Genomic DNA, 13743 nt, shown 5'->3' on the forward strand with positions numbered 1-13743 from the left:
ACCCTAAAGAATGTAGGGAGCAGATAGTTTATATGTTTTAGGTGTTTTGATATTTGTCCTATTTTCGGGATTCACTTCAGGATAAGGTATAGATTTTTATATAGAAATGCTACCCTCTATGTTTTATCATAGAGGGTTATTTTTTTATGTAAAAATGATAGGAAATAATGAATAATATATGTAAAGAAAAAAGCGAGGTGAATGAGAGTGAGCAAATTTTTAATACCGTATTCATTTTCTATATTAAGTTTCTTTATTTCAGCAACAGCACTTGATTTATATGATAGGATGGGAAACGATAGTGAGCTGGTTTCGCCGAACATAATTGGAAAGATAATTCAATCTACTGCGCAAATGGGAGCCCTTACATTGTATTTCGGAGTACCTATTATTTTAGGTGGCTGTCTACTTGGTGAGCTATTGTTTAGAGGTATCATTTTACGATTTAAACTAAGCTATATTATATCTTTATTATTATATCTATTTTTAGCTTTTAGTATTGTTTTCGTGACGGTAGGCATTCCAACTACATATGAAGATTCTAATACATTTTTCATGGGGATAACTATGATTTGTGCTGTTACATTCTTTGTGAGTAGGAATATATGGGAAAACAAGTTAATAATGGAGTGACAAAATGAAATACACCTGTCCATGTTGCGGATATAAAGTTTCACTTTATTGGATCAGTTAGAAAACCGACTAGTGAAGATGTGAAGGATGCTAGTTGGCAGAGAATTTGTTAAGTAAAATGTTATTACTCAATTCAATGGGAGTAATAACATTTTTTATTTAGTGCTGAAAGAATTACTGCCGTCTTATAAAGTAATAAGAAGGACTAAATCGGTAAATTTTATTAATGGATATATTAGGAATGAATATGAAAGTATAGATGTATAGTCAATGTTGTGTATTTGATGTTATCATATTGAATGATATGGAAATTTTTAATAGAATAAGTAACTAAAAATTCAAAGGTAATGATACTTTTGTTGTATAAAGAAAATACTTAGTAGTAATCAACAATATTAAAAATAAGATTCGTATTTATATAAATTTAGTAGAAATGGGGTTTTAAAAAGGAATGAGTATAAGCATAACGCGGCAAAAGATTTTGGCGGCCGCTTCTCAAATTGTACAATGTAAAGGGGTTGCTAAATTAACTTTAGAAGCAGTGGCAAAAGAGGCGGGTTTAAGCAAAGGTGGATTATTGTATCACTTTTCAAATAAAGAAGCTTTAATAGAAGGTATGATAGTCCGAGGGGTAGAGGATTATGAAGGGGCCATTTACAATAAAGTAGCGGAAGACTCAGAGAGGAAAGGGAGATGGATTCGCTCTTTTGTAGAGGAAAGATTAAGTAATGAGAGAAGAACAGAAGAGTTGTCTAGCAGTATGATGGCAGCACTCATGTTAAAACCTGAATTACTTGAGCCATTACAACAATCATTTCAGCAACTGCAAAAAAATATAGAAAATGATGAGATAGATTCAGTTTGTGCAACAATTATTAGATTAGCAGCAGATGGATTATGGTATTCGGAATATTTAGGGGTTGGAAGACTAAGCCCCGAGTTAAGAGAAAAAGTGATTCAAGCTCTTATTAGTAATTCATATAAATAGAATATACGAACTATATAATTTTAAAATGATTCACCATTGCTTCTTTAATGTAGTGGTGAATTATTTTTTTTATTAGAAAAATAGAACAATTTTATAGAGTATTGAATTATAACCGTCCAGACGGTATAGTAATATTTGGTTTAAGAGGAAAATGAAACAAAAAAGAATAAAAGATATTTTTAGCACACTATTCGAAAGGATAGGCCGCAAAGCTTAGAGTCTACGGTAATACATATTGGTTACTAAGATCGTCTGGTTGCACATTTTTGATGCAACCGGACGGTCTTTTTTTGTTATATAAATATAAAAAAATAGGAGGGAACTATGCAAATGAAAAGTACTAAAACACATATTTCAATGGTTTCATTAGTTTTTCTAGTATTATTTTCAGTGCTGAATGTGTGGGCTCCAGTTATTCAAGCTGCTGTGATGAAAAGTCCAGTGGACGAAATTAATATTTCCCGTACTGATGGCACGACATCTGAACCATATCAAGCCTCAGATGGTATGAAAGTAGAAGTGAAGTGGTCAGCTAAAGAAAAAATAAAAAGTGGAGATCAATTCACAATTGATATGCCAAAAGAGTTTCGGAAAGACCTTATGAATATGAGTTTTCCTTTAAAAGATGCTGAAGGAAAAACAGTTGGTACATGTGAGATGAAAAAGGGTCTATTAACGTGTACTATGGGTGATTACGTAGAAGGAAAGAATAACATTAAAGGTTCTTTATTCGTAGAATTCTACTTTGGTCTAGAAGCATATGATGGTGTTAAAGAAATTCCATTAGAATTTAACGTTGATGGTCAAATCGTAAATAAAGAAGTAAATGTAAGTAATACTACAGAGAGACCGAAGCCACAGCCCAATACAGATAATCTATTGAAATGGGGTTCTTATAATCAAGAAGATCCGTCCATTGCTGATTGGCTTGTATATGTAAATGCGACTGGAACAGAAATGCAAGATCTTAAATTAACAGATACATTAGGACCTGGGCATGAGTTAATTACAGACAGCGTAGTATTAGAAGAGGCTGTATTTGAAGATGGTTATGCACCAACAAATATTAAGCCAGCAGATTTATCTAACATTAAAATAAATGCAACAAAGGCTGGATTTACAATTGAATTTCCAGACAGTTCAAAAGGTTATATTTTAAGATATAAAACAAAGATTACTAATCCTGCTGCAAAGCCTCATAAAAATACTGTGAAATTAGAAGGTAAAAATATTAAAACTGAAGAAAAAGTAGGACAAGTATTTGTAAGTGGTGGAGGGGGAACCGGTTCAGGTGACGATAATCCACCTAGCATTGAAAAAAATATAGTTGATGAGAATGGCAAGCTTGTAGAGAATGAGCAGCTAACACAAATGAATCAAGTTATTCAATATCAAGTTGGTACACATATACCAAACGATCCTCCTAAATACACATCAATGGTAATTAGCGATGATTTAGAAGATGTTTTAGAAGTATTAGAGGCAAAAGTGTATGATCAAAATGGCCAAGATATTACTTCTAAAGGAACGCTAAAGATAGATAAACAAAGAAGTGAAGTAACATTTACGTTTGATGAGAATTTTGACTATAAGTCATATGAAGACCAGATAATTAATCTTAGTATCAAGGCGAAAATTAAAAATAATGCAGACTTATCTTCTTACGTAGATAAGAAGATTCCTAATAAAGCGGAATTACATTTTGATGATAAAACATTAACATCAAAAGAAGTAACTATTACACCGCCTGAAGCTCCAAAAGATGGTACAGTATCGCTTCATAAAATAGATTCTGAGAATCCGAACAAAGGGTTAAAAGGTGCCGAATTTGAAGTTCGAAATAGTGCAAATGAAGTTGTTGCAAAACTGACAACGGACGAAAAAGGTTTTTCAGTACCTCAAACTTTAGCTCCGGGGACGTATAAAGTTTATGAAACAGTAGCACCAGAAGGATATCAAAAATTAACAAGCCCAGTAGAGGTTACACTTCAAGCTGGAGAAACAAAAACAATTGAAATTAAAAATACTGTGCAAAAGGGTCAAATTGAAATAAAGAAAATTGATTCGGAAAATGGTGAAAAACCATTAGCAAATGCAGAGTTTGATATAGTAAAAGACGGTGTAGTAGTCGAACATATTGTTACAGATAAAGATGGTAAGGCAACCTCTAAACCGTTAGCACTAGGAAAATATATTTTAAAAGAAACGAAAGCACCTGAAGGATACCAATTAAAAGAAACAGAGTTCGAAGTAAATGTAACAGGGGACGGCATATTCCCAATACAAGTGGAAAATGCAATGGTTGACAAAGGTAATATAGAAATCACAAAAGTGGACAAAGAAAACGGGGCAGTATTAGCGGGTGTCGAATTTGAAGTCCAAGATGAGAAAGATGGAGTAGTAAGAAAAGTAGTAACAGATAAAGATGGAAAAGCAAACGTTTCAGATCTATCAGTAGGAAAGTACAAATTAGTAGAGACGAAAAGTTTACCTGGCTACAAAAAGCTAACAGAACCAGTACCATTTGAAATTACAAAAGGTATGACAAAAGCTTTAGCAATAAAAGTAGAAAATGAGCAGTTAGACAAAGGCTCAGTAGAAATTACAAAAATAGATAAAGATAGCCAAAAAGTATTAGAAGGCGTAGTCTTCGAAGTGCAAGATGAGCAAGGAAAAGTAGTAACAGAAGTAAAAACAGATAAAGATGGTAAAGCAAAAATCTCAGATTTATCAGTAGGAAAGTACAAATTAGTAGAGACGAAAAGTTTACCTGGCTACAAAAAGCTAACAGAACCAGTATCATTCGAAATTACAAAAGGTATGACAACAGTCCTATCATTGAAAGTAGAAAATGAACAGTTAGATAAAGGTTCAGTAGAAATTACAAAAGTAGATAAAGACAACAAAAAAGCATTAAAAGGCGTAGTCTTTGAAGTGCAAGATGAAGCTGGAACAGTAGTAAAGGAAGTAAAAACAGATAAAGATGGTAAAGCAAAAATCTCAGATCTATCAGTAGGAAAGTACAAATTAGTAGAGAAAGAAAGTTTACCAGGCTATAAGAAACTAACAGATCCAGTATTATTTGAAATCAAAAAAGGCATGACTGAAGTTCTATCATTAAAAATAGAAAATGAAATGGTAGATACGGGAAATGTAGAGATAACAAAGATAGATAAAGATAATAAAGCACCGTTAGCGGGAGTAACATTCATCGTCCAAGATGAAAAGGGTAATGAAGTTACAAAAGTAACGACAGATAAAGATGGAAAAGCAAATGTTTCAGATTTACCTGTAGGAAAGTATGAATTAGTAGAGGTAGAAAGTTTACCTGGTTATAAAAAGTTAGAAAAACCAGTATCATTTGAAATCAAAAAAGGCATGACCGAGGTTCTATCATTAAAAGTAGAAAATGAAATGGTGGATACAGGGAATGTAGAGATAACAAAAATAGATAAAGATAGTAAAGCTCCATTAGAAAATGTTGTATTTGAAGTACGTGATTTAAAAGGAAAAGTAGTTGCAAAAGTAACGACGGATAAAGAAGGAAAAGCAAACGTTTCAGATTTATCTATCGGGAAGTATGAGTTGGTGGAAGTAGAAACACCGGCAGGATACAAACCACTAGAAAAGCCAATTTCATTCGAAATTGAAAAGGGTAGAGTAACAGCGCTAAAGCTAACAGTAGAAAATGAATTAGTGGATACAGGAAATGTAGAAATTACAAAAGTAGATAAAGAAAATAAAGATGCTTTAGCTGATGCAGTCTTTGAAATTCAAGATGAAGCAGGACAAGTAGTCGCTAAAATAACGACAGATAAAAAAGGACAAGCACAAGTTACTAATTTATCAGTCGGCACATACAAGTTAGTAGAAGTAAAAGCACCAAAAGGATATAAACAATTAGTAGATCCGATTACTTTCCAAGTTGAAAAAGGCATGACAAAATCTCTTGCTTTAACAGTAGAAAACGAAATGTTAGACAAGGGAAATGTAGAAATCACAAAAGTAGATAAAGATAATCAAAAAGCATTAGCAGGTGTAGTCTTCGCAGTACAAGACGAACAAGGAAAAGTAGTAACGGAAGTAAAAACAGATAAAAATGGTAAAGCAAAAATCTCAGACTTATCTGTAGGAAAGTACAAATTAGTAGAGAAAGAAAGCTTACCAGGCTACAAACAATTAACAGAACCAGTATCGTTTGAAATCAAAAAGGGTATGACAAAAGTTTTATCATTGAAAGTAGAGAACGAATTGTTAGATAAAGGTTCAGTAGAGATTACAAAAGTAGACAAAGAAAGTGGCGCAGTATTAGCGGGCGTAACATTCGAAGTGCAAGATGAAAAAGATAAAGTAGTAACAAAAGTAACGACAGATAAAGAAGGAAAAGCAAAGATTGCTGATTTATCAGTAGGAAAATATAAGCTAGTAGAAGTAGAGAGCTTACCGGGATATAAAAAACTAGCGAAACCAGTATCATTTGAAATCAAAAAAGGTATGACAGAAGTCTTATCACTAAAAGTAGAGAATGAACTAGTAGATAAAGGTTCAGTAGAAATTACAAAAGTAGATAAAGATAGTCAAAAAGTATTAGAAGACGTAGTCTTCGAAGTGCAAGACGAACAAGGAAAAGTAGTAACGGAAGTAAAAACAGATAAAAATGGTAAAGCAAAAATCTCAGACTTATCTGTAGGAAAGTACAAATTAGTAGAGAAAGAAAGCTTACCAGGCTACAAAAAACTAACAGAGCCAGTATCATTCGAAATTAAAAAGGGTATGACAGAAGTCTTATCATTAAAAGTAGAGAATGAACAGTTAGACAAAGGTTCAGTAGAAATCACAAAAGTAGATAAAGATAGTCAAAAAGTATTAGAAGACGTAGTCTTCGCAGTACAAGACGAACAAGGAAAAGTAGTAACGGAAGTAAAAACAGATAAAAATGGTAAAGCAAAAATCTCAGACTTATCTGTAGGAAAGTACAAATTAGTAGAGAAAGAAAGCTTACCAGGCTACAAAAAACTAACAGAGCCAGTATCATTCGAAATTAAAAAGGGTATGACAGAAATTCTATCATTAAACATAGAAAATGAAATGGTAGATACGGGAAATGTAGAAATTACAAAAATAGATAAAGATAATAAGGCACCGTTAGCAGGTGTAGTCTTTGAAGTTCAAGACGACAAAGGCAAGGTAGTAACGAAAGTAACGACAGATAAAGCTGGAAAAGCAACAGTTTCAGATTTATCAGTAGGAAAGTACAAGTTAGTAGAAGTAGAGAGTTTACCAGGCTACAAAAAATTAGAAAAGCCTGTACCATTTGAAATTAAAAAAGGTATGACAAAATCTTTAACGTTCACTGTAGAAAATGAAATGGTAGATACGGGGAATGTAGAAATCACAAAAATAGATAAAGACAGTAAAGCACCATTAGAAAATGTTGTATTTGAAGTACGTGACTCAAAAGGAAAAGTAGTTGCAAAAGTAACAACGGATAAAGAAGGAAAAGCAAACGTTTCAGATTTATCTATTGGAAAGTATGAGTTAGTAGAAGTAGAAACACCAGCAGGCTACAAACCACTAGAAAAGCCAGTTTCATTCGAAATTACAAAAGGTATGACGAAAGTCTTATCATTGCAAGTAGAGAATGAACAGTTAGACAAAGGTTCAGTGGAGATTACAAAAATGGCTGCTGAAAGCAAGGAAGTCTTATCAGGAGCTGTGTTTGAAGTTCATGATGAAAAGGGAAAAATAGTAGTGAAAGTAACAACAGATAAAGATGGAAAGGCAAAAATCACAGATCTATCTGTAGGTAACTACACACTAGTAGAAGTAGAAGCACCAAAAGGATATGAAAAATTAACTAATCCAATTCCATTTGAAATTACAAATGGAATGATAAATGCAGTTCAATTAGAAGTATTAAACAAATTGAATCATTTAGCGCCACCAGGCCCAGAAACACCAGATCCAGAAAAGCCTGGAACACCAGATCCAGAAAAACCTGGAACACCAGATCCAGAAAAACCTGGAACACCGAATCCGGAGAAACCTGGAACACCGAATCCGGAGAAACCTGGAACACCGAATCCAGAAAAGCCTGGAACACCGAATCCGGAGAAACCTGGAACACCGAATCCAGAAAAGCCTGGAACACCAAATCCAGAAAAGCCTGGAACACCGAATCCAGAAAAGCCTGGGACACCGAATCCAGAGAAACTTGAAAAAGAATTACCGAAGACAGGGCAGAAAATGCCTGTGGAACCATATATGGGAGCACTTCTTGTAATGATGAGTTTTGGATTACTCATATTAGGTAGAAAACAGCAGAGATAATAAAGGTGAAAAGGTATCCTCAAAGTATTTGAGGATACCTTTTTTAGCATAAAAAAAAGCATCTAGCAAAAGTACTAGATGCAAATAAAAACACAAGGGAAGACAAAGTTCTTCCCTTTTCCCGTATGTAATTATATCAAAAAATTTATAAAAAACTAGCTATATTTAAAATATAATTTTTAAAAAAGTTATATACATAAATAATTGCAATACGCGCAGTTTTATCTTTCTGAAAAATCTATTTCTTTATTTTTGAATATTAAGACTAATGTTGATAAATCTTCAGATAATTAGAAAAAATACCCGAAAGGATATATAATATTGCTTAATAAATAATTTTAATGAGTTGCGTATATTTCATTTGATGTATTAATTGAATATCATAATTTAAAATTTTATTAAGCAAGAATCTCGGTTACGTATTGCATTTCTAACATAGGGTGAGAAAGAAAAATACAATAGTGTGGAGGTTTTTATAATGACGTTTGTTCTTAGTAAAATGAGTGGCTTTAGCATAGAAGAAAAGGTACATGAATTTGAATCTAAAGGATTCCTTGAAATCTCAAATGAAATCTTTTTACAAGAGGAAGAGAATCATAGTTTATTAACACAAGCACAGTTAGATTATTATAATTTGGCAGATGATGCGTACGGTGAATGTCGTGCTAGATCTTATTCAAGGTATATAAAGTATGTTGATTCACCAGATTATATTTTAGATAATAGTAATGATTACTTCCAATCTAAAGAATATAACTATGATGATGGCGGGAAAGTTAGACAGTTCAATAGCATAAATGATAGCTTTTTATATAATCCTTTAATTCAAAATATCGTGCGTTTCGATACTGAATTTGCATTTAAAACAAATATAATAGATACAAGTAAAGATTTAATTATAGGGTTACATCAAGTAAGGTATAAAGCTACTAAAGAAAGACCATCTTTTAGTTCGCCTATTTGGTTACATAAAGATGATGAACCAGTAGTGTTTTTACACCTTATGAATTTAAGTAATACAGCTATTGGCGGAGATAATTTAATAGCTAATTCTCCACGGGAAATTAATCAGTTTATAAGTTTGAAGGAGCCTTTAGAAACTTTAGTATTTGGACAAAAGGTCTTCCATGCCGTAACGCCACTTGGAACAGAATGTAGTACTGAAGCTTTTCGTGATATTTTATTAGTAACATTTTCTTATAAGGAGACAAAATGAGAGAGAATAAAATAATTATGATTTCTGGAGCCAATAGCGGTATAGGTCATGCTTGTATAAAATACTTTTTAGAAAAATCATTTCATGTAATAGCGCTTGATATTAATAATAATAACTTAATAGATTATATGAAAACAGATATGCCTTTGAAAGTAGTGCAAATTGATTTAAGTAATAGCGAAGCGATTCATAATCTTTTTACTCAATTAGATTTAGAAAAGCTTTCTCCTGATATATTAATAAATGCAGCTGGTATTCGAGAGATAACACCTGTTTTACATTTATCCGATGATATGTTTAAAAAAGTAATTGATGTAAATTTAGTAGCCCCATTTATCCTTTCTAGGGAAGTAGCTAAGCGATGGTGTGAATCGAAAATAAAAGGTTGTATTGTGAATATAGCATCGGTTTCTGGATTAATGGCTGAACCAGAGCGAGCTGCTTATGTTGCATCAAAGCATGCTTTAATCGGATTGACTAAACAGATGGCTATGGAATTTGGGAAGCAAAATATAAGGGTGAATAGCATTTCTCCCGGTGTTATTAGAACTGAACTTACAGAAGAATACTTTAGTAATACAGCCTTGATGTCTATGATAAAAAGTAATCAATCTTTAGATACTTGGGGGTTGCCGCAGGATATTGTTTCATGTATTGAGTACTTGATTTCTGATCAGGCCCGCTTTATTACTGGTTCTAATTTTGTAATTGATGGTGGTTGGACTGCTGGGAAAAATTTATAATTGAGTGTTTTTGAGGAAAAGCACCTGTCCTTTTTTAGGCTGGTGTTTTTCTCACTATAAACCGAGTTTTTATTGGAGGGGGATTAATTTGCTTCAAAAAAGTTTTAAGCAAGAGAAAACGGTACCGGCTTTAAAGATGATAGCATCAATGGTTATCTTTGGATCAGTTGGATTTTTTTCAGTTCAAACAAACTTACCTTCGTTTGAATTAGTGTTTGTAAGGTGTATTTTTGCGACAATATTTTTAAGTGTATGCTGGTTGCTTACAGGGCAATATAAACAAGATAAATGGGAACGAAAAGAAGTTATTCAAGTTTTAATATGTGGCTTTTTCTTAGTATTTAATTGGGTTTTCTTATTTAAAGCCTTTGAAAATATGTCAGTTACAATTGCTATCTCGGTTTATCATCTTGCACCAGTAATTGTACTGTTAATTGGAAGTATCGTCTTTAAAGAAAAATTAACATTAATATCTATCATTTCAATAATTGTGTGTTTTGCAGGAGCTTTATTAATTGCTGGTATCGATGGAAGTTTCTCTGTCGGTTCATTAATGTCTTCAGGTATGATATGGGGATTTCTTGCAGCTCTCTTTTATGCATTTACAACTTTATTTGGTAAAGGGATTAACAAAATGAGTGCGTATGCAATGACATTTTTACAAACATTCTTGGGGATATTTCTTTTAATACCATTTATAGATTTAGATGCTTTTAGTGGCCTCACTCAAAGTAATTGGACATATATTATAGCTACTGGTTTTATTCACACAGGGATAGTATATTATCTGTTTTTTGATAGTTTACGCTATTTATCTACAAAAACAATCTCAATATTAGTTTTTTTGGATCCGGCAGTGGCAATATTATTAGATACTGTACTTACTGGATTCCGTCCAACTTTAATGCAAATAACAGGAATTCTTTTTATTTTTATTGGTATGACTTTAACATTAAAAAAATCTAAAGATAAAAAACTGAGCCAAAAAGAAAAGCGAATTGAAAGCGATGCTAGTATATCTCAACAATAATGAAATATATTGTGTATAAAACGATAAACCTTACATGAATCATGTAAGGTTTATTTTAGTTCAATATAATTCATATTTATAATATATAATTTTCAAAACTGAGGTATGTTTTTCTTTAATATGCTTTTGATTCAAATGTTATTATTTGACTATAAATTTACAAAAATGTATATAAAATCTTATTTTTGATAATATATAAGTAATAAATTCATAGAATTGGAGTGATGAGATGCAGCCGTTAGAAAGAGAGATTCATTTTAATATGCTGAAAGTGTGGCGAATTCACGCTTTAATTGGGGCGGCAGTTATACTAACAGTCGTAATTGCGTATTTCTTTTTTATGATTAACTTTAACTGGTGGGGCTGGTTGTTTGGACTATTAGTAACAGGAGCTATTACATTTATTCCACTTGATTATTTTGTGTTTCCAAATTTGCGTCAGCGCTATTATAGTTACAGATTAAATGAAGAAGAGATTGAGATTCAAAAGGGAATGTTCGTTGTAAAACGCGTACTTATTCCGATGATCCGTGTGCAGCACGTAACGATTGAGCAAGGGCCGATCATGAGAAAGTATAATTTAGCAGAATTACACATTTCAACAGCCGCAACTTCTCATAGTATTCCAGGTTTAACGAAAGAAGAAGCAGAACAGCTAAAAAGACAAATTGGAGAACTTGCGAAAGTGAGTGATAAGGATGTATAAGAGGCAACATCCGATTACGATATTGTTAGGTATTAGAGTTGCGAGTTTGTTGCCACTTATTATTCTTGTGTTATTTAAACCTGATGAACAAGTGGAACCTTGGTATTTATTTTATCTTTTCCTTCTGGTTGTTTTATTCATCATGGCTATTTTTTCAGCAATTAAATGGTATTTTAAAGTGTACTGGATTGAGAATAATATTTTACATATAAAGCACGGTGTTTTTGTAAAGAAGGAAAGTTATTTAAATAAAGAACGTGTGCAAAATGTTAGTACGTCTTCTAATGTCATTTATCAGATGCTTGGGCTTATGAAGTTAAATATAGAAGTAGCGGGTGGTGGTAGTGAACCAGAAGTGATGTTGGCTGGTATTAAAGAAGACGAGGCAAAACATTTAATCTCTTTATTACATAAGAAAGAAACTACTGTAAAAGAAGAAATAGAAGAGGAAGAAAGCAAGACGGTTTATCAGTTAACAGCGAAAGAGGTTTTAGCAGCAGCGATTACATCTGGTCGGTTCGGACTAGTGTTTTCTGGACTGGTACTTCTTTACACAAAGTTTGATTTTGTTCTTCCTGAAGGATTCACAAGTAAAGTAGAAGCGTATGTGATGGGAAACGGTGTTTATAAACTAATTGTAATAGCATTAATTTTAATGGCAATTTCATGGATTATTTCCACGGCTGGATATGTGTTGAAATATGCAAACTTTAAAATTGAGCGAAAAGGGGAAGAAATTCGTATCGTTCAAGGGTTATTTGAAAAGAAAGAGTTTGTCTTAAAATTGCACCGAATTCAAGCGATTACTGTAAAAGAATGTATGCTTCGCCAGCCATTTGGTTATTGCGCTGTTGAAGTGGAAGCAATTCACAGTATTGGAGCAGCAAGTAATGAAGTGATGCTGCATCCTTTTATGAAGAAAAAAGATGTACAGCACCTGCTCACATATTTAGAGTTACCTTATGAAATTGAAGCGGAGATCGCTCACTTACCAAAAACAGCGTTGCGTCGTTATTTCATTATGGGCTGGTTAATAAGTATCATACTCACAGTTCTAATTGCTAGCGTGAGTATATATTTAAAACAATATATTGCGTTATTTTTTATTTTACCGTTATTTATCGTGTTTTCGTTACTTGCGTATGCTAGATATAAAAGTGGCGGTTATGAATTAAGAGAAAATCAACTAACGGTTGTATATCGTAATTTTTCGAAATATACAGGAATAATGCGAAGAAGACATGTTCAAGCAGTAGGTTATAATCAATCGTATTTTCAAAGAAAGGATGAATTATGTACAACTCTTGTAGCGGTAGCGGGGCGGGGTTATGAAGTAAAGCATATGAGAAAAAAAGATTCACTTCGTATATATAATTGGTACAAAGAAAAAGGAAACACCGGTGTGTAATGGTGTTTCCTTTTTGTGTCATGATTTGTCGATAAGTCGATATATTCGAAGAATCGCTGATATAATTCGAGTTGCGCTGATATATTCAGAAAAACGCTGATATAATTCGAGTTGCGCTGATATATTCGAAAAATCGCCGATATAATTTCGCATACCGCGGTTTCCGAACTCCAAACTCAAAAAAATTAAACTAATACATCAAAAGTAGTCACAAAAGAAGGGCGAGAGAAAATACTTTTCTGATGTTCCGCATGTGGATGCGCCTGAGCCTGAGCTTGTCCTTCTGCTTGTGCAGGGCGTTTTTTATGAGCGTTTTCGAATGAACGTGATTCTGTCCAATCTTTAAAGTTTTGCTCTGTTTCCCACATCGTTAAGATGACATATGTATCGTTACTTAATGGGCGTAGAACACGGATCGCTTGGAATCCTGGTTCGTTTTCAATAAGGCCTGCGCGGTTTTTAAAGCGGTTTTCAAATACAGGGCGACCTTCGTCTGTTACAGAAATATTGTTACAAACGATATAGCCAGGTTGTCCTTTAAATTCACCGACAGCATCTAGTACGTCATACTGAAGTGAGCCTTCTACAGATTCTTCTGTATTTTCTTTATAAAACATATTTTTCTCATCATTTTTTGCAGTGAAATGTGCTTGTTCTAGAGGTGTTTCGTATGAAATAATAGCCTTCAT

Annotated in this window: 9 protein-coding genes and 1 riboswitch; of the genes, 8 read left to right on the forward strand and 1 reads right to left on the reverse strand. The window is 33.0% G+C overall.

Going from position 1 to position 13743, the window contains the following annotated elements; all coding sequences use genetic code 11:
• Positions 1–207 precede the first annotated feature (207 nt).
• From MKY21_RS05560 to MKY21_RS05595, 8 genes are all read left to right on the forward strand, one after another.
• A complete protein-coding gene (locus MKY21_RS05560; RefSeq protein ID WP_170964284.1) occupies positions 208–633 on the forward strand; it encodes a hypothetical protein in 426 nt (141 codons plus the stop codon).
• Between the two features lie 451 nt (positions 634–1084).
• On the forward strand, positions 1085–1621 hold the full coding sequence (locus MKY21_RS05565) for a TetR/AcrR family transcriptional regulator (protein ID WP_000028008.1): 537 nt from the start codon (positions 1085–1087) through the stop codon (positions 1619–1621).
• A 171-nt stretch (positions 1622–1792) separates the two neighbouring features.
• Positions 1793–1885: riboswitch (cyclic di-GMP riboswitch) on the forward strand.
• A gap of 60 nt (positions 1886–1945) precedes the next feature.
• Entirely contained in the window at positions 1946–7951 is a 6006-nt protein-coding gene (locus MKY21_RS05570; protein WP_341075690.1) for a SpaA isopeptide-forming pilin-related protein, read from the forward strand.
• A 478-nt stretch (positions 7952–8429) separates the two neighbouring features.
• Positions 8430–9167, forward strand: a complete 738-nt coding sequence (locus MKY21_RS05575) for a 2OG-Fe dioxygenase family protein (RefSeq protein WP_000144823.1) — start codon at positions 8430–8432, stop codon at positions 9165–9167.
• Positions 9164–9910, forward strand: a complete 747-nt coding sequence (locus MKY21_RS05580; protein ID WP_001208941.1) for an SDR family NAD(P)-dependent oxidoreductase — start codon at positions 9164–9166, stop codon at positions 9908–9910. The genes MKY21_RS05575 and MKY21_RS05580 overlap by 4 nt, the downstream gene beginning before the upstream one ends.
• A gap of 88 nt (positions 9911–9998) precedes the next feature.
• Positions 9999–10940, forward strand: coding sequence for a DMT family transporter (locus MKY21_RS05585; RefSeq protein ID WP_088349102.1), 942 nt, complete (start codon positions 9999–10001; stop codon positions 10938–10940).
• A 229-nt stretch (positions 10941–11169) separates the two neighbouring features.
• Entirely contained in the window at positions 11170–11646 is a 477-nt protein-coding gene (locus MKY21_RS05590) for a PH domain-containing protein (protein ID WP_001182698.1), read from the forward strand.
• Positions 11639–13054, forward strand: a complete 1416-nt coding sequence (locus MKY21_RS05595) for a PH domain-containing protein (RefSeq protein WP_000278148.1) — start codon at positions 11639–11641, stop codon at positions 13052–13054. The genes MKY21_RS05590 and MKY21_RS05595 overlap by 8 nt, the downstream gene beginning before the upstream one ends.
• 185 nt (positions 13055–13239) lie before the next feature.
• Here MKY21_RS05595 and hmoB read toward each other — a convergent pair whose 3' ends face one another.
• Positions 13240–13743 (reverse strand): heme-degrading monooxygenase HmoB, encoded by a 504-nt coding sequence (hmoB, locus tag MKY21_RS05600; protein ID WP_016117384.1) that lies wholly within the window; start codon positions 13741–13743, stop codon positions 13240–13242.

This window comes from Bacillus sp. FSL R9-9497, from assembly GCF_038005805.1.
Lineage (GTDB): Bacteria > Bacillota > Bacilli > Bacillales > Bacillaceae_G > Bacillus_A > Bacillus_A cereus.

Coding starts and splice junctions, on each gene's coding strand:
- MKY21_RS05580 (WP_001208941.1), top strand. CDS start 9,164: ATGAGAGAGAATAAAATAATTATGATTTCTGGAGCCAATAGCGGTATA.
- hmoB (WP_016117384.1), bottom strand. CDS start 13,743: ATGAAGGCTATTATTTCATACGAAACACCTCTAGAACAAGCACATTTC.
- MKY21_RS05590 (WP_001182698.1), top strand. CDS start 11,170: ATGCAGCCGTTAGAAAGAGAGATTCATTTTAATATGCTGAAAGTGTGG.
- MKY21_RS05565 (WP_000028008.1), top strand. CDS start 1,085: ATGAGTATAAGCATAACGCGGCAAAAGATTTTGGCGGCCGCTTCTCAA.
- MKY21_RS05575 (WP_000144823.1), top strand. CDS start 8,430: ATGACGTTTGTTCTTAGTAAAATGAGTGGCTTTAGCATAGAAGAAAAG.
- MKY21_RS05570 (WP_341075690.1), top strand. CDS start 1,946: ATGCAAATGAAAAGTACTAAAACACATATTTCAATGGTTTCATTAGTT.
- MKY21_RS05595 (WP_000278148.1), top strand. CDS start 11,639: ATGTATAAGAGGCAACATCCGATTACGATATTGTTAGGTATTAGAGTT.